The organism is Pseudarthrobacter sp. MDT1-56 (assembly GCF_059383555.1).
Genome location: NZ_JBWZCK010000008.1, coordinates 119,880 through 143,483 on the forward strand (window position 1 = coordinate 119,880; position 23,604 = coordinate 143,483).

A 23,604-nucleotide genomic window follows, 5' to 3' on the forward strand; every position below is an offset into this window, starting at 1 on the left:
AGGCCTCCAGTTTATCGCAGCCCACGCCGCAGCCGCGAAGCGGGAGGATTGCCGGGGCATAGCCGGACGGCGGCCGCTCCAAAGTGCATGTCCGGGACTGTGCCCTGGGGGCCGTTCCGGAGACGCATCCGGGAACGTCCTGACGGACCACTTTGGGGCTTGTCCGTGCGGAAGTTGGCCCGCTTACCTCTACTATGGGGAGAGCGGGGAAACGAGTACTTTTGATCCTGCCGGCAATCACTGGAAACCGGCGCACTTGCGGGCTGAGGCCTGCACCTTTGAAGGGAACGTCTATGGCTCGGAGCCCTGAAGATTCACTCAAGGCGACGCTGGGCCGGGTGGCGCCAGGCACCGCGCTCCGCGACGGCCTGGAGCGCATTCTCCGCGGACGGACCGGCGCACTGATCGTGCTGGGCATGGACCGGACCATCGAATCCATCTGTTCCGGCGGCTTCGACATCGGTATCGATTTCTCCCCCACCCGCCTGCGGGAATTGGCCAAAATGGACGGCGCCATCATCTGTGACAAGGACGCCAGCAACATCCTGCGCGCGGCCGTCCAGTTGGTCCCCGACTCCAGCATCGAGACCCAGGAGTCCGGCACCCGGCACCGGACCGCGGAGCGTGTCGCCATCCAGACCGGCGTTCCGGTCATTTCGGTCAGCCAGTCCATGCAGATCATTGCCCTCTACGTGAACGGGCTGCGGCACGTCCTGGAGGGCTCCGAGAAGGTCCTGGCCCGCGCCAACCAGGCCCTGGCCACCCTGGAACGCTACCGTTCGCGCCTGGACCAGGTGACCAGTTCCCTCTCGGCCTTGGAAATCGAGGCCATGGTGACGGTCCGCGACGTCGCCGTCACCCTGCAGCGCCAGGAAATGGTCCGTCGGATTTCCGAGGAGATCTCGCAGTACGTGCTCGAACTCGGCGAGGACGGGCGGCTGCTCTCCCTTCAACTGGACGAACTGACCGTGGGCCGCGGTCCCGGCAGTGACGTCATCATCCGCGATTACTCGGGTCCCGACGCTTCTGCCGACGACATCGAAAAGGCCGTGAAGGCACTGGTGAACCTGGGTCCCACCGAGCTGATCGATCTGGGCAAGATCGCCGGGATCGTCGGGTTCGCCGGCGGCGAGGCCAACCTTGACGCCGTCGTCCAGCCGCGCGGCTACCGGCTGCTGTCCGGGCTGAAGGCTGTGCCGAAGGCCGTCGCGGACCGCCTGGTGGACCACTTCGGCGGGTTGCAGTTCCTGATGGCGGCCACGATCGATGACCTCATGACCGTGGACGGCATCGGCGACCAGCGCGCCCGGACTGTCCGTGAGGGCCTGAGCCGGATGGCCGAGGCAAGCCTGCTGGACCGCTTCCTCTAACTCCCGTCGGTTGCTCCGTAACAGCCCTTTTGGGGCCTCAAAACGGCGCCTACGGAGCAATCGATGGGGATTAGTTGAGCTGGAACACGGCCTTGGGACTGGTCTTGTTCGCCAGCCGTGCGGTGAAGACGTAATACGCGCCGCCCGCCCCCGGCTTGGCCTTGATCGGCTCGCAGCCCTGGACAGTGCGGTTGCGCTGCCAGGGGAAGTTCGCCGTCTCGCTCTGCCCCGGGGCGATGGTCTTCACCAGGTCGGTGGAGTCCGTCTGGCAGTCAGTGGACGAAAAGATCCGGTCCGAGCCGCTGGTAACCAGGAATTCCATCTGCGACGTCCCGATATTGACCTCGCACGGCACCTTGTTGCCGTTCGTCACCTTGAGTGTGAGGAGCGGGTTCTCCCCGGCCGCGTAGGCTGCTTTGTCCGTGGCTGCCGTGACAGTCACGAGGTTCTGCTCGCAGCCGCCGCCTGTCGCAGTAGCCGAAGGGGAAGCCGTGGTTTCCGGGCCAGCGGCCGGTCCCGTTTCCTGGCCCGAGGTGGCCGCTCCCCCGCCGGAATTGGACTGCCCCGCGTTGACAACGCTGGAGACGGCGGCGAAACCGCCGAAGGCGACGGCGATCACGAGCAGGAGGGCGGCGCCCACGAACAGCCGGCGGCGCCGGTAAACGGGGCCGACCGGTTTCCGGGCAGCTTTGCTCGCAGGCTTACGGGCCGGCTTGCTGGCGGGCTTGCGGGCCGGCTTGCTGGCGGGCTTGCGCACGGAATCGCCCTCCGCGGGTCGGCCCGAGGTTGCTCCGCTGCCGGAAGCCCTCGGGCGGGAACCGCGTGTTCCTGAATTGTCATGCCTGCCCATCCTTCTAGGCTAGAGAACCCCGCCGGGTATGGGGCCCTCCCACGCCGCAGGCGGACTGTGGCCCTCGTCTATTACGCTGAATCCATCAAAGCTCTAACCGATTCCCTCAACGGCCCTGCCGCCGCGCGCCCGGTCGACCCTCCCGCGGCCGCTCCGCTGACCGCCCTCCATGACGCCCTCGACACCTGGTTCGGGGCGAACGCCCGGGATCTGCCGTGGCGGGCGCCGGACTGCACGCCGTGGGGGGTGCTGGTCAGTGAGATCATGCTCCAGCAGACGCCGGTGGTGCGCGTGCTGCCGGTCTGGGAGGAGTGGCTGCGGCGCTGGCCCGGGCCTGCCGATCTCGCCCGGGAGCCCGCCGGCGAAGCGGTCCGGGCATGGGGACGGCTGGGCTATCCGCGGCGGGCCCTGCGGCTGCACGCGGCCGCCGTCGCCATCGGCGCCAACCACGGCGGAAACGTTCCCGGCACGTATCCGGAACTCCTGGAGCTGCCTGGAGTGGGCAGCTACACCGCCGCGGCCGTCGCCGCCTTCGCCTTCGGGCGCCGCGAAACCGTGGTGGATACCAACATCCGCCGCGTGCACGCGCGCTTGTTTTCCGGCGCGGCCCTGCCATCACCGGCGCTGACCGCCGCGGAGATGCGGCTCGCCGCGCAGGCACTGCCGGACGACGCCGGAACCTCCGTCCGCTGGAACGCCTCCGTCATGGAGCTGGGGGCGCTGGTGTGCACGGCGCGGTCGCCGAAGTGCGGGGAATGCCCGGTCAGCGGCTCCTGCGCGTGGCTCGCAGCCGGTGAGCCGCCGCCGACGTACACACCGAAGGGGCAGTCCTGGCACGGAACGGACCGTCAGGTGCGGGGCGCGGTGATGGCGGTGCTCCGCGTGGCCGAGTCGCCAGTGGCCGCAGAGCTGTTCCGGCGGGCCCCGGCGGACCTTGGCTTCGAACCGGCCGGGATCGGAATCCCGCTTGCCGCCCTGCACCGCCTCGACTGCGCCCCGGAGCAACTGGAGCGGGCCCTGGCCGGGCTGCTGAGCGACGGGCTGGCCGAGCTGCATCCCGCGGGTTTCCGGCTGCCCGCCTGACCCCTCCGAATGACGGCCCCTATCTCGGCCGGGCTGCTGGAACTACCCTGAAGCATGCGCACCTTCGCGACGCTCGTGGGCCTGAGTTGCACTGCACTTCTGGCCACGGGGTGCCAGTCCCAGGCAGTGTGCCCGGCGATCGCCCAGGCACCGGTAGTTGCGCTGACGGTGGCCCGGGAGTACGCCGGTTCGGTGAAAACTCTCCGGCTCAAAGCCTGCCAGGACGGGCGCTGCACGGAGGATGACCTTGAGCTGTTCCCGGGCAGCACCACCGTGGATCAGGGCTGCGAACCGGGACCGAACGGCAAGGACCGTCCGTGTTCCGCCACCGCCTCAGCTGACGGAACCCTGACCGGGATGCTGATGCTGGATCCGCTCACGGAATCCCCCATCGAGGCCACGGTGGGCGGCACCGACGCCAGCGGCATCCCCCTGCCGGTCCGGAGCCTGACGTTCACGCCGCGGGTTGCCTACCCGTACGGCGAGCAATGCGGCCGGTTCATCTCAGCCGGAGTGCTGCTGGACGCGGACGGCCTCCGGGCCGGCTAGCCCGCGTGAAGAAAGGTGGACCAAGTGAACGCGCAAAACATCAGCCACTGGATCCGGGCCGGGCTGTGGGCGTTGCCGGTCGCGTGGCTCGTCACGGGATGGTCCACGCTGGAACCGCAGCCGGACCAGGAGAAGGACCCGGACGCCTGGGCCCTGTTTGTCAGCTCCGACTCGTACCAGTTCGGCCACCTGCTAGGCAGTACCGGAGGCACGATCCTGGCAATTTTCGGCGTCTTCGCCCTGGGCTGCTGCCTGGCGAACAGCCGGGTGGGCGGTCTGGCGCTGGCAGCCATGGTCACGGCGGCCGCCGGTACGGCCTTGCTGCTGGTGCCGGCGGTGATTTCCACCTTTGCCACTCCGGCGATCGGCAAGGCCTACCTGGGCGGAAACCAGGAGGTGATGCAGCTGGAATTCCCGGGTTCCATGACGGCGGCGTTCCTGGTTGGCCTCCTGCTCGCCCTGCTCGGCAACATCCTGCTGGGGGTCGCGGTGTGGCGTTCCCACGTACTGCCGCGCTGGGCCGGGGCACTCCTGGCGGGCGGCGCCGTCGTGTTTTACCTCCTGGGCGTCGTCCTGGGGCAGGCGACGACGGGAAGCAGCCTCCCGACCCAGGCCGTCGGGGCCGTGCTGATGGCAGTTGCCGGCGGGTGGATCGCCTGGAGCGGACCCCGGAACGCCACGGCAGCAGCAGACCCGACCGCGGCCGGTGCCGCCTGAGACTAGCTAGGGTTCGCCGAAGCCTGACGTGATCAGTCCGCGCAGATAGTCCACGGCTTTGCTTGCATCCGGGCCGCTGGCTTCAACGTGCAGGACCGTTCCCTTGACCGCCCCGAGCATCATGAGTTCCGTCATTGATGCGCCGTCCGCGCCGCTCACGGTCACCTCGGCGTCCATGCCGGACAGTCCGCCGGCAATCTTCGCGGCCGGTCGGGCGTGCATGCCGGCCTGGTTGATGAGTTCAAAGTCCCCTGTCGCCTCCGGCGGCCGGTGCTCGTGGGCGTGCTGCGCCGCGGCCGGGGGCCGGTAGACGGCTTCCGCCGCCTCCTTCACGCCCTCGGAATCCGCTCCGGCCTGCGCAGCCACGGCGGCCGCGACGAGACCTTCGACCAGGGGCGCATCGGCCAGCAGCACGGAGGAGGGGTCGGCCAGGAATTCCACCGCGGACTCGGCTGTCATCACGGCCGAGCCCAGATCCGTCAGCACGACGATGCCGTCGCTGTTGGCATCACCGGCCTGCTCCAGCGCCGCCATGACCCGATCGAGGCTGGTGCCGATCCGCCCGTCGTCGGTGCCGCCGGCGGGAAGGATCAGGACATCAGGCGCCATCTGGGCGGCCAGCTCGACGGCGCCGTCGGCGATCTTTTCGCTGTGGGAGACGACGACGAGCTTGACCGTCATTCAGCTGCCCCGACGGCGGCGCGCAGGATCAGCGCGCTGGAGACGGCGCCCGGGTCCCGGTGGCCGATGCTGCGCTCCCCCAGATAGCTGGCGCGTCCCTTGCGGGCGAGCATCGGGTCCGTGGATACCGCCCCTGCCTCTGCCGCCTCCGCGGCGGCCACCAGGACCTTGAGCACATCGCTGTTCCCGGCCGCGGCAGCGGCAGCGTCGACCGCAGGGGTCCACGCATCAACCATTGTCTTGTCGCCCGGTTCTGCCTTTCCGCGGGCCACGATCCCGTCCCGGGCAGCCTGGAACGCCGAAGCCAGGGTGGCGGCGTCGATGTCGGACGCCTCCCCCAGCGCCGTCGCCGCACGGAGGAAGGCCGTGCCGTAAAGCGGGCCGGCGGCCCCGCCCACCTTGGACATCAACGTCATGGCCGTCAGTTTCAGGGCAGCCCCTGCCGTTTCCGGGGGCGCCTCGGCAATCTTCACCATCACCGCTTTGAAGCCGCGGTCCATGTTTTCGCCGTGGTCCGAATCGCCGATCGGCCTGTCCAGCTCGATGAGTTCTTCCCGGTGTTCCGCCATGGCCTGGGCCGAGAGGGTCAGCCACCGCAAGGCCCAGTTGACGTCCAACCCCACGGTCAGACCCCCCACCGGAGCGCCGGGGTGTGGACGGGCGCATCCCAGAGGGCCGTCATCTCATCGTCGAGCCGCAGGACGGTAATGGAACAGCCCTGCATTTCGAGGGAGGTGATGTAGTTGCCCACCAGGGACCGTGCCACGGTGACGCCCTGCTCCGCCAACTGCTGCGCGGCACGGCGGTAAACAATATAGAGCTCGCTCTGTGGTGTGCCGCCCATGCCGTTGACGAACAGGAGCACCTTGTCCCCGGACGCCAGGCCAAGGTCGCTGACGACCGGTTCGAGCAGGCGGTCGGTGATGCCGTCTGCGTTTTCCATCGGTATGCGGGCCCGGCCGGGCTCGCCGTGGATGCCGATACCGATCTCGATTTCGTTTTCCTCCAGCACGAAGCTGGGCGACCCCGCATGCGGGACGGTGCAGGCGGTCAGCGCGACGCCCATGCTGCGCACGTTTTGGTTGACCCGGTCGCCGATGGCAGCGACGGCGTCGAGGTTGTCTCCGCGCTCGGCGGCGGCACCGGCGATTTTTTCCACCAGCACTGTTCCGCCCACGCCGCGCCGACCGGCGGTGTACAGCGAGTCCTGCACCGCAACGTCGTCGTTGACCAGCACGGTGCGGACCTCGATTCCCTCCGCCTGGGCCAGCTCCGCAGCGGTCTCAAAGTTGAGGACGTCGCCCGTGTAGTTCTTCACGATGTGTACGACGCCGGCGCCGGAGTTGACGGCGACAGTGGCCGGGAGGATCTGGTCGGGTGTCGGCGAGGTGAACACGGCGCCCGGCACCGCGGCGTCGAGCATTCCCATGCCGACATAGCCGCCATGCAGGGGCTCGTGACCGCTGCCGCCGCCGGAGACCAGCCCGACTTTTCCTGCCACCGGCGCGTCTTTGCGCACGATGTACTTGGGGTCCGCAAAGACGGTCACGAGGTCGGCATGGGCAAGCCCGAAGCCCTCCACTGACTCGTCAACCACGGCGCGGGGATCATTGATGAGCTTCTTCATGGCTGTGCTCCCTGGAGTGTGTGTCCTGGCTGCTTGCTTTGACCCTACTACCGGGGCCCCTGCCAGCGGTAGGCTCCGGTTTCACAACCTCTGGGGCGGGCTCGGGGTGCTGCCGGGCGGCCGCCTTCCCCGGATCCGCGGGTGTATCAGCTGGGTTTATCCGCCCACAACGCGAAGTTCGGCCAGGCGTCGCTGCCTAGCCAGGAGAACGGCGGCGCGTTGAGCCGCCCCCGATCGGTTCCCGGCGCCGGTCCGGGCCCGGACACGGGGTCCGGTCGATGGCCTGGGGCCGGGCCCGCGGTAGTGTCTACCCGGGCGCCCGGGTCCGTGGTGTGGTGTGGCGTGGCCCCGCCGGCGATAGTCATTTGGAATGCGGAGAAATCTGGAAAATTGACGCGATCGTGCAATTTCGTGCCTCCGAAAGTCGGGTGGTCCACCCCCTGGACCGGGATCAGTTTATCCATCAAATTTATCGATGGGAAGACCCGTCCCTCATACCCCGCCCGGGCGCCATTTACAGGTATTTAATCATCCGGGTATTGCCGAGCGTGTTGGGCTTCACCCGGGCGAGGTCCAGGAACTCGGCCACGCCTTCATCGTGGGAGCGCAACAGCTCCGAATACACCACGGGGTCGACGGCGGTCTGGTCGGCCATGACTTCGAAGCCGTGCTTTTTGAAGAAGTCCACCTCGAAGGTCAGGCAGAACACGCGGGAGACGCCCAAGGCCCGGGCGTCCTCCAGCAGGCGCTCAACCAGCAGGTGGCCCACTCCCGTCCCCCGCCAGGCGTCCGAGGCCGCGAGGGTGCGCACTTCGGCGAGGTCCTCCCACATCACGTGCAGCGCGCCGCAGCCGATCACTTCGCCGTCCGGCGATTCGGCGATCCGGAATTCCTGCAGGCTCTCGTAGTAGGCCACGGTTTCCTTGGCCATGAGGATCCGCTGCTCGGCCAGCGGCGCCACGAGTGTCTTGATCGCCCCGACGTCGCTTGTGCGGGCAAGGCGGATGCGGATTGTCTCAGTCACAGCCCAATCCTACGGGGGCACTGCCTTGGACTTGAGAATGGCGCCCTACGCGCCAGCCTTCGAGCCGGAGGCGCGATGCTGCTCAGAGACCCAGTTCAGCGGGCACCGGCAGATCCTTGTCCAGCAGGTTCCTGGCGAGGAAGTGCTCCACCACGCCGTACCAGACCTTGGCGTGCTGCGGCTGCAGGATCCAGTGGTTCTCGTCCGGGAAGTAGAGGAAACGGTGCTCGGTCTCGCCGTTCTCATCGGCCGCGAGCTGGGACTTGGACAGGAGTTCGTACCAGAGGCGCAGGCCCTCGCCGATCGGGACGCGGTAGTCCTTGTCGCCATGGATGACGAGCATGGGAGTGCTGATGTTCTCCACGTGCAGGTGCGGGGAGTTCTCCAGCGCCATCTCGGCCGTCATCTCCTTAAGCCAGTATTGCGCGGCGTCCGTGGTGGGGCCGAACTGGTCTAGCGCCCACAGACTGGCGTGGGTGACGATCGCCTTGAACCGGCCTGTTTGGCCGGCCACCCAGTTGGCCATGTACCCGCCGAAGGAGCCACCCATGGCGGCGGTGCGGGTCTCGTCGATGTCCGGCCGCTGCACCACGGTGTCCGTGATGGCCATCAGGTCGGTGAAGGGAGCCTTGCCCCACGCGCCCCAGCCGCGCTGGATGTGGTGCTGGCCGTACCCGGTGGAGAGCGCGGGGTCCGGCAGCAGCACGGCATAGCCCCGGGCCACCAGCAGCCAGGGGTTCCAGCGCCATGTCCAGGCGTTCCAGGACCCGAGCGGGCCGCCATGGATCCAGAGCAGCAAGGGCGCGGGGCTGCCGGCCGAGGCCCCTTCAGGGAGCGCGAGATACGCCGGCACGCGGGTGCCGTCTGCCGCCGTCGTTTCCACCCGCTCCAGCGAGCCCCGGTACTCCGGACGCTCAGCGGGGGCGGGGAGCCGGACGGCATCGCCGCTGGCGAGGTCGATGCGCACCGCTTCCGCCGGGAATTCGTAGGAGCTGCGCAGCGCATAGGCAGTGCGGCCGTCCGGCGCTGCCAAGACGTCGGTGTAGGCGGCGGTGTCGGCGGTCAGGCGGGTGACCTGGCCGGCTGTGGCCTCTCCGCTCACGCTGATCCGGAAGACCGGCGAGGCGCCATCCTCATCGGCGGTGACGAGCAGGGCTGACCCGTCCGGCAGCCAGGCGGCGGGGCGCGGCCAGCGGTCCCAGTCGTGCGCCAGCGGCATCAGCCCGGCTCCGCCTGCCGCTTCGGCTACCGACGCAGGGCGGGAGACGTCGAGCAGGTGCAGCTTGACCTGCGGGGCCTCTTCAGGGGTGGTGTCGCTCTCGCTGACCACCACCAGGGTCCGGTTGTCGGGGCTTACCGGACCTGGGAAATAGCTCATTCCCTCGGTGTCCAGCAGGACGCTTCGGGTGCCGCTGGCGACGTCGACCGCGACGAGGACGGACCGTGAATTCGCGTGCGCGAGCGGCTTTGCGAAGCTGCTGTAGATGGTCTTGCCGTCCGGGCTCACGACTGACTCAGCATCGCGCAGGCCGGCCCCGGCGTCAGGCGTGAGGTTGCGGAGCTTCAGCGACGCCGCGGCGTCGACGGTTGTGGGCTTGCCCGGTTCCTTTTCCTCGCCGGGTTCGACGGCGAAGAGCCTCGGCTGGGCAGGCCCCAGATCGGCGTCCCAGTAGCGCACCGGATAACCGCTGTGCAGGATGGCCGCGACCTTGTTGTCCTTGCGCGCCTTGCGGCGTTCCTCGTCGTTGTCCTCGTCCGTGGACCCTGCCAGCACGGAGGCATTGACGAACAGGGCGCCGGATTCCTTCGCGGCCAGAAGCGCGCTGACTCCGCCGGCCCGGGTGAGCACGACGCGGGCCTCGCCGCCGTCCGCGGGCAGCATCCACAGGGCGTTGACGGGGTCCGCTTCGGGGGTTTCCGGGTCCGGGCGCGCGGAGCTGAAGTACAGCTCGCCGCTGGCGGCGAAGACGGCGCCGGCCTCACCCTTGGCGCTGCGGGTGATGCGGCGGGCGTGCTTCTGCCCCGCCGGATCCAGTTCCCACAGGGCGGTGCCGTATTCGGTGCCTTTGGGGTTGAGCGTGGCCACGGTGGTGACCAGCCGCGTGCCGTCCGGGCTCAACGCCAGGCCTGCCACCCTCGGGATCGCAAGGTAATGGTCCAGGTCATGGAAGGGTGTCTCGGGGTTTTCGCTCAGGGTCTCTGAATCAGGGGAAGCCATGCACCGATTCAACACCCTCTGTGCGCTGGATCACACCGATTTCACCGAGAGTGAAACGGTACTTTCAGATACTGTGACCTCGCGGGCCACGCAAAGGCCCCGCCTTCCTTTTCAGGAAGACGGGGCCATCGACCCGACGCCTAGACGCTCGGAGCGATCTCCGGGATGCGCGGCTTGGTGTTGCCTGCGAAGGTGAACTTGGCGTCGTCGCCTTCGCCGTCCACATCCACTACAACAATGTCGCCGGCGTGGATCTCGCCGAAGAGGATCTTCTCGGAGAGCTGGTCCTCGATCTCGCGCTGGATGGTCCGGCGCAGCGGCCGGGCACCCATGGCGGGGTCATAGCCGCGGGTTGCCAGCAGGATCTTGGCCGCGGGCGTGAGCTCGATGCCCATGTCCTTGTCCTTGAGGCGCTTCTCCAGCCGGCCGACGAACATGTCCACGATCTCGATGATCTCGTCCTGGGTCAGCTGCGGGAAGACCACAACGTCGTCAACACGGTTCAGGAACTCGGGACGGAAGTGCTGCTTGAGCTCCTCCGTGACGCGGGCCCGCATCCGGTTGTAGCCGGTCTGCGTGTCCGTGCCGGACTGGAAGCCGGTGGCAACGCTCTTGGAGATGTCCCGGGTGCCGAGGTTGGTGGTCATGATGATCACGGTGTTCTTGAAGTCCACCACGCGGCCCTGGGAGTCGGTCAGGCGGCCGTCTTCCAGGATCTGCAGCAGTGAGTTGAAGAGGTCGGCGTGCGCCTTCTCAACTTCGTCGAACAGGACCACGGAGAACGGGCGACGGCGGACCTTCTCGGTCAGCTGCCCGCCCTCCTCGTAGCCCACGTAGCCCGGAGGGGCACCGAAGAGGCGCGACACAGTGTGCTTCTCCGAGTACTCGGACATGTCGAGGGTGATCAGGGCGTCTTCCTCGCCGAAGAGGAATTCGGCCAGGGCCTTCGCGAGTTCGGTCTTGCCGACGCCGGTGGGGCCGGCGAAGATGAACGAACCGCCCGGACGCTTCGGGTCCTTCAGGCCTGCACGCGTGCGGCGGATCGCCTGGGACAGGGACTTGATGGCCTCGTCCTGGCCGACAACGCGCTTGTGCAGCTCGTCTTCCATCTTCAGCAGTCGCGAGGACTCTTCCTCGGTCAGCTTGAAGACCGGGATGCCGGTGGAGTTCGCCAGCACTTCCGCGATCAGGTCCTCATCAACTTCAGAGATGTCGTCCATGCCGCCGGTCTTCCACTGGCGTTCCTTCTCGGCACGTTCGGCAATGAGCTTTTGCTCCTTGTCGCGCAGCGAGGCGGCACCTTCGAAGTCCTGCGCGTCTATCGCGGATTCCTTCTCCAGCTTCATGGCGGCGATCTTCTCGTCCATGATCTTGAGCTCCGGCGGGGCCGTCATCCTGCGGATGCGCAGCCGTGCACCTGCCTCATCGATCAGGTCGATCGCCTTGTCCGGCAGGAAGCGGTCCGAGATGTAGCGCTCGGAAAGGCTCGCCGCCGAGGCAAGGGCGCCGTCGGTGATGGTGACACGGTGGTGCGCCTCGTACCGGTCGCGAAGGCCCTTGAGGATCTCGATCGCGTGAGCGACGGAGGGCTCCTTGACCTGGATCGGCTGGAAACGGCGTTCCAGCGCGGCGTCCTTCTCGATGTGCTTGCGGTACTCGTCCAGCGTGGTGGCACCGATGGTCTGGAGCTCACCGCGCGCCAGCATGGGCTTCAGGATCGAGGCCGCATCGATGGCTCCCTCGGCGGCACCGGCACCCACCAGGGTGTGGATCTCGTCGATGAAGAGGATGATGTCGCCGCGGGTGCGGATTTCCTTGAGGACCTTCTTCAGTCGCTCTTCGAAGTCACCGCGGTAGCGGGAGCCGGCCACGAGGGACCCGAGGTCCAGCGTGTACAGCTGCTTGTCCTTGATGGTCTCCGGGACGTCGCCGCGAACAATCGCCTGGGCAAGGCCTTCGACGACGGCGGTCTTGCCGACGCCGGGCTCACCGATCAGCACGGGGTTGTTCTTGGTGCGGCGGGACAGGACCTGCATCACGCGTTCCATTTCGGATTCGCGCCCGATGACGGGGTCCAGCTTGTTCTCGCGCGCAGCCTGGGTCAGGTTGCGGCCGAACTGGTCCAGGACGACGGAACCGGCAGGAGTGCCTTCGGCCTGGCCTGGGCCAACACCGGCACCGGAAGTTTCCTTGCCCTGGTAGCCCGAGAGCAGCTGGATGACCTGCTGGCGGACGCGGTTGAGGTCCGCACCGAGCTTGACCAGCACCTGGGCGGCAACACCTTCACCCTCGCGGATGAGGCCGAGCAGGATGTGCTCCGTGCCGATGTAGTTGTGTCCCAGCTGCAGGGCCTCGCGGAGCGAGAGTTCCAAGACCTTCTTGGCGCGGGGGGTGAAGGGGATGTGTCCGGACGGGGCCTGCTGGCCCTGGCCGATGATCTCCTGTACCTGCTCGCGCACGCCGTCGAGCGAAATGCTCAAGGACTCAAGGGCTTTGGCAGCAACACCTTCACCTTCATGGATCAGACCCAAGAGGATGTGTTCGGTACCAATGTAATTGTGGTTCAGCATGCGTGCCTCTTCTTGGGCAAGCACAACTACGCGACGGGCACGGTCCGTAAATCGCTCAAACATTTCGCCACACTCCTAGCTACGACGTACTTTGATGCTACGTGGCCCGGTTCAAGATTTGGGGCTTGTTCGCCACAGGGGAAACCGTGACGCCACAGCCGCGTCACATCCGGGGTCAAACGCGGGCCCGCCGGCCCCGCCGAGCGGGCAGCCGGCCGTGTCCTTCAGCAGCGCCGGACAGCCGGCGGCGGCCGTGGCACCAGCCCCGGCGACGCCGTCGGCGTCCGGGCCCACCGACGACAAAGCCCCCGCCCAAAGCGGGGGCAAGGTCACCGGTATCGCGGGCATCGGTATCGCACCGTCGCGCCGCGTCCAGGACGCCGGCTGCTGGACTTCGCGGCTAGGAATTCGCGGCTAGGAATTCGCCTTTTGGTAGGCTTCCTGAATTTCAGCCTGGATACGGCCACGGCTGTTTACCGCATAGCCGTTATCGCGTGCCCACTGCCGGATCTGGGCGGAGTCCTGATTCCGGCCGGAAGAAATTTTGGTGCGCGTTGCGCGGCCGCTCGAAGTCTTGCGCGCGTGGGTTACAAAACGCTCGACGGCGGAGCGAAGCTCGGAAGCATTCTCCGCTGACAGGTCGATTTCGTAGCTGACCCCGTCCAGGCCAAACCGGACCGTCTCGTCCGCGGATCCCCCATCCAGATCATCAACAAGGATGATTTTAACTTTCTGTGCCATAAAAGACTCTCTTTCAAAAGGATGAGTATTTCCGAAAAGCGGATGATTCTGCTTAAAAGTATCCTCTGCTTTATGGCAACGAGTCAAAGCGAAAAAGAGTTTCCAAAGGAAAACCCAAGGACGAAAAGAACGCTATTTTTTCGGGCCGCTGGAATCGCCATGGCTGCGGAAGGTATCCGCCCCCTGGGCATTAGCTTCGGCTTCCGCCTGGGCGCGCGCTTCGGCCTGGCGCTCGGATTTGTCGGCATTGAAAATCGATTTCATGGCGAACCAGAAAATCAGGCCGACGACCACGGAGGGAAGCAATACGGCAATGTACTCCATGGTCAGTGTCCTTCGGGCTTCAGCAGCGGGAACAATATTGTCTCGCGGATACCGGCACCGGTGAAGAGCATAACGAGCCGGTCGATGCCGAGCCCGATGCCGCCCATCGGCGGGGCCCCGTACTCCAGGGCCCGCAGGAAGTCCTCGTCCAGCTGCATGGCCTCGACGTCGCCGGCGGCGGAGCGGCGGGACTGCTCGGTGAGCCGTTCGCGCTGGATGACCGGGTCGATGAGCTCGGAGAAGGCCGTGCCGCGCTCCATACCGCCGATGATGAGGTCCCACGCTTCGATCAGCCGGTCGTCCTCGCGGTGCTGGCGGGCCAGCGGCTGGGCCGAGGGCGGGTAGTCGTAGACGAAGGTCGGGTTCAGCAGCGTCGGCTCGACGAGTTCACCGAAGAGTTCCACCACGAGCTTTTCGGCATCCCAGTTGGCGTCGACCTTGACCTCGTGCTTGGCGGCGAGCGCCAGCAGGTCCGACGCCGGGGTCTCCGGGGTGATTTCCTGGCCCACGGTTTCGGAGAGCCCCGGGTAGACGGCCATCCAGGCCCAGTCGCCGTCGAGGTTGATCTCCCCGGCCTCGGTCTGCAGGACGCGGCCGACGCCGGCGGCGTCGGCGGCGTCGAGGATGAGTTCCTTGATCCGGTCCGCCATGACGAACTGGTCTGCCCAGGCCTCGTAGCTTTCCAGGGTGGTGAATTCCGGGCTGTGGGTGGAGTCCACGCCCTCATTGCGGAAGACGCGGCCCATGTCGTAGACCCGGTCGATCCCGCCAACAACCGTGCGCTTGAGGTAGAGCTCGGTGGCGATGCGCAGCGTCATCTTCTGGTCGAACGCATTCATGTGGGTCTCGAACGGACGGGCCGTGGCGCCGCCGTGGACCAGCTGCAGCATCGGCGTTTCCACCTCGACGTAACCCTGGCGGTGCAGGGTCTCGCGGATGGAACGGGTGATCGCGGCCCGGGTGTAGACCATTTCGCGGGCTTCGTCGCGGACAATGAGGTCCACGTAGCGCTGCCGGACCCGGGTCTCCTCGTTGAGCTCGGCGTGCAGCACCGGCAGCGGGCGCAGCGCCTTGGATGCCATCGACCAGGACTCGGCCATGACGGAGAGCTCACCGCGCCGCGAGGAGATGACCTCGCCCTTGATGAACACGTGGTCGCCCAGGTCCACGAGGGCCTTCCAGTCGGCGAGCGCGTCCTCGCCGATGTTGGCCAGGCTCAGCATCACCTGCAGCCGGACGGCTTTGCCGTCCACGCCGCCCTCCTGGAGCGTGGCGAAGCAGAGCTTGCCGGTGTTGCGGATGAACACGATGCGGCCGGTCACCCCGACGACGTCGCCGGTGGTTTCGTCGGCCTGGAGGTGCGCGTACTTCTCACGGATTTCACCCAGCGAATGGGTGCGCTCAACACCGACCGGATACGCCTCGACGCCGCGCTCGATCAGCTTGGCGCGCTTCTCCATGCGGATGCGCGTCTGCTCGCTGGCGTCGTGGGAGTCGGCGGCGGTATTCGGGGCGGAGGTGTTTTGGGAAGTCACAATCCCCAAGTTTACCGGGGATTCTGCCCGGGCAGGTCCCGCCAGGCCCCGGGCGGTTGCGGAATAGACTCAGGGCTGTGGAGACGCGGACCATCAGCACCTCGAGCTGCATTCCTTCCGGCCGGCCGCCGGCCCGGCCCCGGCGGCAACCGCGGCAACGGCCGCCCCTGCCCGGATCGCAGCCCGGGGCAGCGCAGGGGCCAGCGCAGGGGTTAGGGATCGTCGTGGTGCACGGCACCCTGGTGACCGATGCCCTGTACCGTCCGTTCGCGCAGCAGATCAGCCGCCTGCTGGGGCGCCCGGTGCATTGCTACAACCGGCGCGGGCGGGCCGGGTCGTCCCCGCAGCCGTCCGGGTACTCCGCGGCCACGGAGGTCAGCGACCTGGCTGCGGTGCTGCGGGAAACCGGCTCGAGCGACGTCGTGGCGCACAGCTATGGCGGGTTCGTGGCCCTGCAGGCGGCGCGGACCGTGCCGATCCGCCGGATGGTGACCTACAACGCGGCGGTGTCCCTCTCCGGCAACCTCACCCGGCGCTGGCGGCCTGAACCGGAGCGGTCCGTGGCTGCCGGGGAACTCGATGAAGCGTGGGCGCACCTGGTTCAGGGTCTGGAGACGGCCGGGCCGGTCTCCGAGTTGCCGCTGGGCGCGCTGCGGATGCTCAGCATCCTCTCCGCCCGGACCAGCATGGGCGCGGAGATGCGCGAACTGCTGCCCACGGCCGTCGTGGAAATGCGGGCGGTGCTCGACGCCGACGCCGATCTGGCCGACTTCGCGGCCGTGACCACCCCCACGCTGATGCTGAGTGGCGGCTGGAGTCCGGAGTACTTCGCCGAGACCGGCCGGCAGCTCGCCGCCGCCGTCCCTTCGATCGAGTCCGCCGTGCTGTCGGGGCAGCTCCACGAAAGCCCGCTCCGGCCCGGGATCCGGCTCCCCCGGGCGGCCGCCCGGTTCCTGCTGGCGGGCGAAGGAAACCTGGGCCCCCTCCCGGCGCGCAGGCGGCGGCTCAGGCTGGGCCGCTGAGCGGCGCGCCTTTACAATCGGTGGGCGACCCTTTCGAAAGGACCCCCTTGGCCAAGCTTTACTTCCGCTACGGCGCGATGAACTCCGGCAAGTCCACGGGGCTGCTGCAGGCCGCCTTTAACTATGAGGAGCGCGGCCAGCGGGTCCTGCTGGCCAAGCCGGACGTGGACACCAAGGGCGACGCCGACGTCGTGTCGCGCCTGGGCATGACCCGATCGGTGGACTTCCTGATCCCGGCCGGGGCGTCCGCCCGGGAGCTGTACACCGCCCACGCCCACGGCGACGACCCCGACGCACTGCTGGAGCACGTGGACACGCAGCCGGTGGCCTGCCTGCTGGTGGACGAGGCGCAGTTCCTGGAACCGGCCCAGGTGGACGACCTCTTCCGGATCGCGGTCCTGGACAACGTTCCCGTGCTGGCCTACGGCATCCGCACGGACTTCCGCACCCGGGCGTTCCCGGGATCGCTGCGGCTCCTGGAAATCGCACACACCCTCGAAGAACTCAAGACCATCTGCCGCTGCGGCCGCAAAGCCATCTTCAACACCCGCCGGGCCGGAGACCAGGTGGTCTTCGACGGCGACCAGGTCGCAATCGACGGCCAGGACGTCTGGTACGAGTCGCTGTGCGGTTCCTGCTACCTCGAGGTCTCCGGCGGGCGGCTGGGCGACTAGCCCCCACGGCACCCGGGACCCTACTACGCCGTAGCTGCAGCCTCGGCTAGGCTCGGAGCATGACCCGCGAGAACATCAGAACCCCCGACGGCGGAACGATCGAGCTTTTCAGCACGGGCGCCGAGCTGGCCTCGGCGGGCTCCGGCGTCGTCGTCGTTGCGGCCTCCATGGTGACCGCCGCCGACTACACCCGCTTCGCCCAGAAGCTCAGCGCCTCCCTGGGGCGCCCGGTGCATACCTTCAACCGGCGCGGCCGCGGCTCCTCGTCCCCGCAGCCGGAGGACTATACCCTCGACGTGGACATCAAAGACCTCAACGCGGTGATGAAGCACACCTCCAGCACGGACGTTTTCGGGCACAGCTTCGGCGGCGCGGTGGCACTGCACGCCGCCCGCACCCTGCCGGTGGAGCGCCTCGCCGTGTACGACCCGGCCGTCTCCGTGAACCACAGCGTCACCGCGGACTGGACCACCGAATATGAGAAGGCGACGGCGGCCGGCGACGACGACCGCGCCCTCGCCGTGCTGCTCCGCGGTCTCGAGACCGGCAGCGCCCTGTCCCGGATGCCGTTGTCCATGCTGACCCTGGCGAACAAACTCTCCGCCGGCACCCCGCTCGGCAAGCAGATGCGCGAGCTGATGAAGACCGGCGTCCGGGAGATCAAGGCCATCATCGCCGCCGACATGCCAGCCGAGCCGTTCCTGGAACTGCCGCTGGAAACCCTGATTATTGTCGGGGAGAAGAGCCCGGCGTACTTCGGTGTGGCCTGCGCCCAGATCCACGAGGTGCTCTCCGGCTCCAGCTACACGATCCTCCCGGGCATGGGCCACGACGGCGTCAACAAGGCACCGGACAAGCTCATCTCCGAACTCAGCGCGTTTTTCGCCAGCTAGCGAACACGCCGCACCAGCACGACGCGGGGTCACTGAGCGTCGAGTCCGGGCAACCGGAGGGGCGCTGAGTGACCCCGCGGTGGGTTAAGCGGGTCAGGCTCGGGTTAGTGCGTGGCGGGGGCGGGGTGTTCCGCTGCGGCGGTCTTGCGCATCATCGCGGCCAGCACGACGGCGGCGACGGCGATGACCGAAGCCGTGAGGAACGCCGCGTGCATTCCGGCGACGATTCCCGCACTGGCGGACACCACCGCGTAGATCGAGACGAGCAGTGCGGTACCGGCGGCGCCGGCCACCTGCTGCAGGGTGCTCATGATGGCGGAGCCGTGGGAATACAGGTGCGGCGGCAGCGGGTTCAGCCCGGTGGTGAACGCCGGCGTGAAGATCAGGGCCAGCCCCACACTCAGGCCCACGTGCAGCGTGACGATCCAGCCGACCGGTGTGCCCGCGTCGAGCAGGGAGAACTGGAACAGTGCCACCACCAGCAGGGCGGAGCCGGTGACAGCCAGCGGCAGCGGGCCCACCTTGTCGAAGATCCGCCCGATGAACGGGCCCAGCAGGCCCATCGCGAGGCCTCCAGGCAGCAGGGTCAGCCCGGTCTCCAGTGACGACAGCCCGCGGATCTCCTGCAGGTACAACGGCAGGAGGATCACGGCCCCGAACAGGGCGATCATGGCCACAACAAGCAGCAGCACGGACACCGTGAACATCCGGAAGGTAAAGGCCCGCAGGTCCAGCAGGGGCGCCTCGGACTTCTGCAGCCGCAGCTGGCGGAGGACAAACGCCACCATGGCGATGACGCCGACGGCCAGGGCAATGATGGCGGGCGAGCCGGGGCCGCCCTGGCCGCCCTGGCCGCCGCCGATCTGGCTCAGTCCGTAGACCAGGCCGCCGAATGCGGGGACGGTCAGCAGCACGGACAGGATGTCCAGCCGGGTCTTTTCCTTTTCGCCGATGTTGGTCAGGAACCGGGCGCCGATGGCGAAAGCGGCCAGGGCGATCGGCAGGACAAAGACGAACATAAAGCGCCAGGAGAAGTGCTCAAGGATCAGCCCGGACACCGTGGGTCCCATGGCCGGAGCCACCGAGATGGCGATGCTTACGTTGCCCATCACGAAGCCGCGGCGTGAGACGGGGACCAGGGTGAGGATGGTGGTCATCAGCAGGGGCAGCATGATGGCCGTGCCGCCGGCCTGGACGATCCGGGCGAGCAGGAGGATTTCGAATCCCGGAGCCAGCGCCGCCAGCAGCGTGCCGCCGGAGAACAGGCCCATGGCCAGCATAAAAACAGCGCGGGTGGACAGCCGCTGCAGGATGAAGCCCGTCGTGGGAATCACGATGGCCATCGTGAGCATAAAACCGGTCGACAGCCACTGCACGGTGGGGGCCGTGACGCCGAGATCCACCATCAGGCGCTGCAGCGCGACGTTCATGATGGTTTCGTTCAGGATCACCACGAAAGTGGCGACCAGCAGGGTGGCGATGACGGTGACCGATTCCCGGGACATCTTTGCCGGCGGTGCGGCGGCCTCCGCGGCGGCCAGGGCCTGCGCGGGATCGCCGGGGGGCTTGGAAGAGACGTCAGTAGACATAAGGGTTCCCTCAGGGAGTTTTGAAGTGGGGTCGGCGAGCGTCGTCGCTACATCAGGTGCCAACCCGCGATGCGCCGCGGTAATTCCCGGCGGGGCAAAAAATTCCCGCAGCCTGTCTCCGGTATCCCGCGCGCCGGCACTGTCTGATGCCCGGCGGGTGCCCGGCGGGACCTTTTGCCCTACTCCCGGAACGCCCGGCGGCGTTCCCTTGAGAGCAGGACGCGCCGCCGTTCAGGCTGGGCGCTGACTCTCACCACATGTTCAGAGGAGCTTTCGATGGGCCACATCCAGCAGAGCATTCAGATCGACGCCCCCGTGGACCGGGTCACGGAGATCGCCACCGATCCCCGCCATTGGGCCTCCTGGTGGGTGAATCTCAGCGAGGCAAAAAACGTGGACGGCGACGGCGGCGCCGGAACCATTGTCAAGCACAGCTACCTGATGGCCGGGGTGCCGTTCCCGGTCACCACGCGGGTTGTCGAGAACCTTGTGACCGGGTCTGGCGGCAAACACGTGCGCATTGAATTCGAGGGCCCGCTGAAAGGCTGGCAGACCTGGGACTACGAACCGGAATTCAACGGCACCAAGGTAACCGTGGAGATCGAATACAACGTTCCCGGCGCCGCGATCGGGAAATTCGCCGACCGGGTGCTCGTGGAACGGTTGCAGGAACGGGCCAGGGAGCAGACCCTGGAGAACCTCAAGCTCCTGGCCGAGAGCGGACCCGCCTAGGAATCCAGCGGGACGTTGTCGATCAGCCGGACCGGGCCGACCGTTGCCGCGATGATCGCCAGGCCCTCGCCGCGGAACGGGGTGTCCCGGCAGTTCTCGGCCAGCGGTTCCAGGGTGCGGGGATCCACCACTTCGAAGTAGTCCAGGTCCACGAGCGGCTGGGACTCCACGAGCGCCCGCGCGGACTCAAGGTCCAGCGGCTGGTGGGAGTTGGCCCGTTCCTCGACCAGCCGCAGCGCCCGCGAGAGCACCAGCGCTGCCTCGCGCTCCTCGGCGGATAGGAAGCGGTTGCGGCTGGAAAGCGCCAGGCCGTCCGCGGAGCGCACTATCGGCACGGGGACGATCTCCACCGGGAAGTTCAGGTCCGCCACCATGCCCTGGACCAGGGCCAGCTGCTGGGCGTCCTTCTGGCCGAAGTACGCCCGGTAGGCCGGCAGCTCCGGGCCCGCGGCCGCGCCCGGCGTCCCGTAGTGCAGCAGCTTGGCCACCACGGTCAAGGCCCCGTCGAAGTGCCCGGGCCGGGACGCGCCCTCCCACTTCTCGGCCACCGGGCCCGCGCTGATCCGGACGCGGGGTGCACCGCCGGGGTAGACCTCGTCCACGTCCGGAGCGAACACCAGGTCCACCCCCACGGCGTCCAGCAGCGCCAGGTCCGCGTCCAGGGTCCGGGGGTACCGGTCCAGGTCCACCGCCTCGCCAAACTGCAGCGGGTTCACAAAGATACTCACCACCACCACGTCGTTCTGCTCGACGGCGGTGCGCGCCAGCTCGGCGTGCCCCTCGTGCAGCGCGCCCATGGTGGGCACCAGGCCCTGCGAGGTGCCGCCCTTCTCCTTGAGCAGCCGGGCGCTTTCGGCCTGGAGCCGGGCAGCGGTGGTCACGAGTTGGATCGCCAAGTTGGGGACCTTCCTTAGGGTTGCGGGCCGTCGTGGTCCGGGCCCTCGAGCGCCTGCGTGATGTCGCCGAGTTGCTCCGGCTTCAGCAGTCCCCGGCGTCCTGCCCGGCGGGCCGTCGCCCGGGCCATGGCCAGGTACGCCTCCAGAATATCTCCGCCCGAGCCGCCGTCGTGTTCCCGCAGGGACTCGGCGTGGGCGGCTACGGTGCCCACATCGCCGCGGGCCACCGGCCCGGTCAGGGCCGATTCGCCGGAGGCGAGCGCGTTCTCCAGGGTCGCGCGCAGCAGCGGCCCCAGCATCCGTTCGGGGGCCTCGACGCCGACTTCCCGGAGCAGCTGCGAGGCCTGCGCCACCAGGGTGACGAGGTGGTTTGAGCCGTGCGCGAGGGCGGCGTGGTAGAGCGTGCGGTCGGCCTCGGCGATTGCGACGGGCTCCGCGCCCATCTCCACCACGAGGGCCTGGGCGATGGGCAGCATCGCGGCATCCGCGGTGACGCCGAAGGTGCAGTCCAGCAGCCGGGTCAGGTCCAGGCTCATCCCCGTGAAAGTCATCGCGGGGTGCAGCGCCAGCGGAACGGCGCCGGCGGCGCGGACAGGATGCAGGATCCCGACGCCGAAGCGGCCGGAGGTGTGGGCGACGAGCTGGCCGGGCTGCCAGGCGCCAAGCTTCGCCAGGCCCTCGACGAGCGGGCCGAGCGCGTCGTCGGGGACTGCCAAGAGCACCAGTTCGGCGCGCTCGACGATGTCCTGCACGTCCAGCACCGGGACCCCGGGAAGCAGGGCCTCCGCGCGTTCGCGGCTGGCGTCCGAGACCGCGGAGACACCGATGATGGCGTGCTCCGCGCCGCGCAGCGCCGCCCCCAGGACGGCGCCGACCTTGCCGGCGCCGATGATTCCGATGCCGAGTCGTCCTGGTTTAGCCATGCTGCGGGTCTTCCTGACTGTTTGGTTGTTCGCTAAGGGAGGGTCCAGCCACGAGCGGCCGGACCTGGTCCAGCCAGTGTTCGCTGGTCTGGCGTTTGCGCGCGGCCCGGGCCCGGGCCGCCTGGGCATCCAGCAGCGCCCGGCCCTCGTCGAGTCCGGCCTGGACCAGCCGCGGGGAGACCGGACCGGCGGTGGTGTGCAGGACCAGGTCCGCTACCCGGAAGCGCCGGGCCAGCGGGCCCTGCTCCAGGGCCATGGACTGGGTGCGCTGGTGCGGGACCACCACGAGGTGCCGCCACCAGCGTCCCGAACGGATCAGCAGGGCCGTGCCGGTGGCGGTGAAGCCGTTGCGCCGCCAGCCCAGGGGGGCCAGCAGCCGGGCGCGCCGCGGGGTGGTGACGAAGCCGCCGTCGTTCGTCCCGGAAACCGCCTGTCCCCCGCCCGGCACGGCAGGCGCAAGTCCGTTGACGCCGGCGGTGAAGATCCGCACCGGCTCCGGGGTACCCGGATCGGGCAGGACCAGGGAGAGCATGGTCAGCACGTCGCGGAAGGTCCCCACCGGCAGGAGTGTGGTCCGGGATGAGGCCTCGCCGTTGCTTCCCGCGGCACCGTAGCCGGCCACGTTGACCTGAATCCGATACCAGCCGAAGATCCGCCACAGCGGCGGCTGGCTGACCCGCAGGGCCTGGATCCGCCCCGGCGGCAGGGTCTGCGCCTGGGTGTCCAGCAGCCCGTAGCGCAACCGGATGCCGTCCGGGGAAATGGCCGCGGTGAAGTTGTAGCCCCTGTTGATGGAGTTCCAGTAGGCGGCCACCATGCCCAGCACGGCCGGGATCAGGAACAAATAGAAGCTGCGGTTCTCGGTGGCGGCGGAGAGCACCACGGAGGCCACCCCGCCGACCACGACCACCACGCTCTGCTCGCTCAGGAGCAGGGATCCGATCAAGCGTCCGGGCGGGACGGTGAGCACGGCGTGTTCGGGTGCCTCCGCGGCGACGGCCCCCGGCTGGGCGGGGTCCGGGACCACGCCGGCGGCGCGGGCCAGGATCGTCGCCCGGAGCTCCCGCGCCTCGTCCATGCGGAGGTAGGCGAGGCGCACCGCGGACTCGCCCGCGTCGGCGACCTCGAACTTGAGCTCTGCCAGCCCGAAGATCCGTGCCAGCAGCGGCTGCACGATGTCGATCGCCTGGACCCTGTCCAGCCGGGCCTGCCGCTGCTGTTTGAAGAGGAACCCTGTGTTGATCCGGACATAGCCTTCCGCCACCTGGTAGCGGGTGAAGTACCAGCTCAGGACGTAGCCGAGCCCGGTGAGCAGCAGCAGCACGCCGCCGCCGAGCAGCAGCCACGGCGCCCGGCCTGCGAGCTGCTCATCGACGAGGGGGCCGCCCTGGAGCATCCGCTCAAAGGTATCCCGGAAGAAGAAAAATGCAATGGCGGCCAGCGCCACCCAGCCGCGGACGAAGGGTGAGGCCGGGTGCACGCGCAGCCACGCGCCGTCGGGGGTTCCCGCGTCGGCGGCGGCGGACGCCTCCGGGGCCGCGCCCGGCTTCACCGTATTCCCCTGAGGGCGGTCCTCACAGCGGACC

At 68.2% G+C, this 23,604-nt stretch carries 23 protein-coding genes; 9 read left to right on the forward strand and 14 right to left on the reverse strand.

Annotated features, from left to right (window positions below; genetic code table 11):
• The first annotated feature begins 293 nt into the window (after positions 1-293).
• Entirely contained in the window at positions 294-1,370 is a 1,077-nt protein-coding gene (gene disA / locus AC50YC_RS12705) for a DNA integrity scanning diadenylate cyclase DisA (protein WP_494953870.1), read from the forward strand.
• A 70-nt stretch (positions 1,371-1,440) separates the two neighbouring features.
• Here disA and AC50YC_RS12710 read toward each other — a convergent pair whose 3' ends face one another.
• Positions 1,441-2,127, reverse strand: coding sequence for a hypothetical protein (locus AC50YC_RS12710; protein WP_494953871.1), 687 nt, complete (start codon positions 2,125-2,127; stop codon positions 1,441-1,443).
• 339 nt (positions 2,128-2,466) lie between these two features.
• On the opposite strand from AC50YC_RS12710, the gene AC50YC_RS12715 reads away from it, so the two are divergent.
• Genes AC50YC_RS12715 through AC50YC_RS12725 form a run of 3 tightly spaced genes read left to right on the forward strand, consistent with a single transcriptional unit; the run spans position 2,467 to position 4,569 of the window.
• Positions 2,467-3,303, forward strand: a complete 837-nt coding sequence (locus tag AC50YC_RS12715) for an HhH-GPD family protein (RefSeq protein ID WP_494953974.1) — start codon at positions 2,467-2,469, stop codon at positions 3,301-3,303.
• A 54-nt stretch (positions 3,304-3,357) separates the two neighbouring features.
• A complete protein-coding gene (locus AC50YC_RS12720; protein WP_494953872.1) occupies positions 3,358-3,852 on the forward strand; it encodes a hypothetical protein in 495 nt (164 codons plus the stop codon).
• A 24-nt stretch (positions 3,853-3,876) separates the two neighbouring features.
• Positions 3,877-4,569, forward strand: coding sequence for a hypothetical protein (locus AC50YC_RS12725; protein WP_494953873.1), 693 nt, complete (start codon positions 3,877-3,879; stop codon positions 4,567-4,569).
• A 6-nt stretch (positions 4,570-4,575) separates the two neighbouring features.
• Here the strand turns inward: AC50YC_RS12725 and dhaM are convergent, their stop codons facing one another.
• The 6 genes from dhaM to AC50YC_RS12755 all read right to left on the reverse strand — a co-directional run bounded on the left by dhaM (position 4,576) and on the right by AC50YC_RS12755 (position 12,752).
• Complete coding sequence (gene dhaM, locus AC50YC_RS12730) at positions 4,576-5,250, reverse strand: dihydroxyacetone kinase phosphoryl donor subunit DhaM (RefSeq protein ID WP_494953874.1); 675 nt, start codon at positions 5,248-5,250, stop codon at positions 4,576-4,578.
• Positions 5,247-5,873, reverse strand: a complete 627-nt coding sequence (gene dhaL / locus AC50YC_RS12735) for a dihydroxyacetone kinase subunit DhaL (RefSeq protein WP_494953875.1) — start codon at positions 5,871-5,873, stop codon at positions 5,247-5,249. The genes dhaM and dhaL overlap by 4 nt, the downstream gene beginning before the upstream one ends.
• A gap of 2 nt (positions 5,874-5,875) precedes the next feature.
• Positions 5,876-6,877 carry a dihydroxyacetone kinase subunit DhaK gene (gene dhaK, locus AC50YC_RS12740; protein ID WP_494953876.1) on the reverse strand — a complete coding sequence of 334 codons (1,002 nt, stop codon included), beginning with the start codon at positions 6,875-6,877 and terminating at the stop codon, positions 5,876-5,878.
• Positions 6,878-7,391: 514 nt separating this feature from the next.
• A complete protein-coding gene (locus tag AC50YC_RS12745) occupies positions 7,392-7,901 on the reverse strand; it encodes an amino-acid N-acetyltransferase (RefSeq protein WP_494953877.1) in 510 nt (169 codons plus the stop codon).
• An 82-nt stretch (positions 7,902-7,983) separates the two neighbouring features.
• The gene (locus tag AC50YC_RS12750) at positions 7,984-10,119 is read right to left on the reverse strand and encodes a S9 family peptidase (protein ID WP_494953878.1); all 2,136 of its coding nucleotides are present in this window, start codon (positions 10,117-10,119) and stop codon (positions 7,984-7,986) included.
• Positions 10,120-10,259: 140 nt separating this feature from the next.
• A complete protein-coding gene (locus tag AC50YC_RS12755; RefSeq protein ID WP_494953879.1) occupies positions 10,260-12,752 on the reverse strand; it encodes an ATP-dependent Clp protease ATP-binding subunit in 2,493 nt (830 codons plus the stop codon).
• 154 nt (positions 12,753-12,906) lie between these two features.
• Between AC50YC_RS12755 and AC50YC_RS12760 the strand changes: the two genes are divergently transcribed.
• A complete protein-coding gene (locus tag AC50YC_RS12760) occupies positions 12,907-13,107 on the forward strand; it encodes a hypothetical protein (RefSeq protein ID WP_494953880.1) in 201 nt (66 codons plus the stop codon).
• On the opposite strand, the gene AC50YC_RS12765 is transcribed toward AC50YC_RS12760, so the two are convergent.
• The 3 genes from AC50YC_RS12765 to lysS form a co-directional block, all read right to left on the reverse strand.
• Positions 13,104-13,430, reverse strand: a complete 327-nt coding sequence (locus tag AC50YC_RS12765; RefSeq protein ID WP_354171840.1) for a histone-like nucleoid-structuring protein Lsr2 — start codon at positions 13,428-13,430, stop codon at positions 13,104-13,106. The two genes, AC50YC_RS12760 and AC50YC_RS12765, sit on opposite strands and share 4 nt — an antisense overlap.
• A 132-nt stretch (positions 13,431-13,562) precedes the next feature.
• Complete coding sequence (locus AC50YC_RS12770; protein ID WP_494953881.1) at positions 13,563-13,754, reverse strand: hypothetical protein; 192 nt, start codon at positions 13,752-13,754, stop codon at positions 13,563-13,565.
• 2 nt (positions 13,755-13,756) lie between these two features.
• Positions 13,757-15,289 carry a lysine--tRNA ligase gene (gene lysS / locus AC50YC_RS12775; protein WP_494953882.1) on the reverse strand — a complete coding sequence of 511 codons (1,533 nt, stop codon included), beginning with the start codon at positions 15,287-15,289 and terminating at the stop codon, positions 13,757-13,759.
• 227 nt (positions 15,290-15,516) lie between these two features.
• On the opposite strand from lysS, the gene AC50YC_RS12780 reads away from it, so the two are divergent.
• Genes AC50YC_RS12780 through AC50YC_RS12790 form a run of 3 tightly spaced genes read left to right on the forward strand, consistent with a single transcriptional unit; the run spans position 15,517 to position 17,878 of the window.
• Entirely contained in the window at positions 15,517-16,311 is a 795-nt protein-coding gene (locus tag AC50YC_RS12780) for an alpha/beta fold hydrolase (RefSeq protein ID WP_494953883.1), read from the forward strand.
• A gap of 47 nt (positions 16,312-16,358) precedes the next feature.
• Positions 16,359-16,985 (forward strand): thymidine kinase, encoded by a 627-nt coding sequence (locus AC50YC_RS12785; protein ID WP_354171832.1) that lies wholly within the window; start codon positions 16,359-16,361, stop codon positions 16,983-16,985.
• A 59-nt stretch (positions 16,986-17,044) separates the two neighbouring features.
• Entirely contained in the window at positions 17,045-17,878 is an 834-nt protein-coding gene (locus AC50YC_RS12790) for an alpha/beta fold hydrolase (protein ID WP_354171830.1), read from the forward strand.
• 104 nt (positions 17,879-17,982) lie between these two features.
• Here the strand turns inward: AC50YC_RS12790 and AC50YC_RS12795 are convergent, their stop codons facing one another.
• A complete protein-coding gene (locus AC50YC_RS12795; RefSeq protein WP_494953884.1) occupies positions 17,983-19,467 on the reverse strand; it encodes a DHA2 family efflux MFS transporter permease subunit in 1,485 nt (494 codons plus the stop codon).
• 276 nt (positions 19,468-19,743) lie between these two features.
• Here AC50YC_RS12795 and AC50YC_RS12800 point away from each other — a divergent pair, with 276 nt between their 5' ends.
• The gene (locus tag AC50YC_RS12800) at positions 19,744-20,199 is read left to right on the forward strand and encodes an SRPBCC family protein (protein WP_494953885.1); all 456 of its coding nucleotides are present in this window, start codon (positions 19,744-19,746) and stop codon (positions 20,197-20,199) included.
• Here the strand turns inward: AC50YC_RS12800 and panC are convergent.
• The 3 genes from panC to AC50YC_RS12815 are packed head-to-tail and all read right to left on the reverse strand — an operon-like array spanning position 20,196 to position 23,570.
• Positions 20,196-21,095 (reverse strand): pantoate--beta-alanine ligase, encoded by a 900-nt coding sequence (panC, locus tag AC50YC_RS12805; protein ID WP_494953886.1) that lies wholly within the window; start codon positions 21,093-21,095, stop codon positions 20,196-20,198. The two genes, AC50YC_RS12800 and panC, sit on opposite strands and share 4 nt — an antisense overlap.
• Positions 21,096-21,109: 14 nt before the next feature.
• Positions 21,110-22,018, reverse strand: a complete 909-nt coding sequence (locus tag AC50YC_RS12810) for a Rossmann-like and DUF2520 domain-containing protein (RefSeq protein WP_494953887.1) — start codon at positions 22,016-22,018, stop codon at positions 21,110-21,112.
• Positions 22,011-23,570, reverse strand: a complete 1,560-nt coding sequence (locus AC50YC_RS12815; RefSeq protein ID WP_494953888.1) for a PH domain-containing protein — start codon at positions 23,568-23,570, stop codon at positions 22,011-22,013. The genes AC50YC_RS12810 and AC50YC_RS12815 overlap by 8 nt, the downstream gene beginning before the upstream one ends.
• Positions 23,571-23,604: the final 34 nt, after the last annotated feature.

Excerpts from the sequence above, each read along its gene's own strand:
- disA (WP_494953870.1), top strand. The coding sequence starts at position 294 with ATGGCTCGGAGCCCTGAAGATTCACTCAAGGCGACGCTGGGCCGGGTG.
- AC50YC_RS12720 (WP_494953872.1), top strand. The coding sequence starts at position 3,358 with ATGCGCACCTTCGCGACGCTCGTGGGCCTGAGTTGCACTGCACTTCTG.
- dhaM (WP_494953874.1), bottom strand. The coding sequence starts at position 5,250 with ATGACGGTCAAGCTCGTCGTCGTCTCCCACAGCGAAAAGATCGCCGAC.
- dhaK (WP_494953876.1), bottom strand. The coding sequence starts at position 6,877 with ATGAAGAAGCTCATCAATGATCCCCGCGCCGTGGTTGACGAGTCAGTG.
- AC50YC_RS12750 (WP_494953878.1), bottom strand. The coding sequence starts at position 10,119 with ATGGCTTCCCCTGATTCAGAGACCCTGAGCGAAAACCCCGAGACACCC.
- AC50YC_RS12755 (WP_494953879.1), bottom strand. The coding sequence starts at position 12,752 with ATGTTTGAGCGATTTACGGACCGTGCCCGTCGCGTAGTTGTGCTTGCC.
- AC50YC_RS12765 (WP_354171840.1), bottom strand. The coding sequence starts at position 13,430 with ATGGCACAGAAAGTTAAAATCATCCTTGTTGATGATCTGGATGGGGGA.
- AC50YC_RS12770 (WP_494953881.1), bottom strand. The coding sequence starts at position 13,754 with ATGGAGTACATTGCCGTATTGCTTCCCTCCGTGGTCGTCGGCCTGATT.
- AC50YC_RS12790 (WP_354171830.1), top strand. The coding sequence starts at position 17,045 with ATGACCCGCGAGAACATCAGAACCCCCGACGGCGGAACGATCGAGCTT.
- AC50YC_RS12795 (WP_494953884.1), bottom strand. The coding sequence starts at position 19,467 with ATGTCTACTGACGTCTCTTCCAAGCCCCCCGGCGATCCCGCGCAGGCC.
- AC50YC_RS12800 (WP_494953885.1), top strand. The coding sequence starts at position 19,744 with ATGGGCCACATCCAGCAGAGCATTCAGATCGACGCCCCCGTGGACCGG.
- AC50YC_RS12810 (WP_494953887.1), bottom strand. The coding sequence starts at position 22,018 with ATGGCTAAACCAGGACGACTCGGCATCGGAATCATCGGCGCCGGCAAG.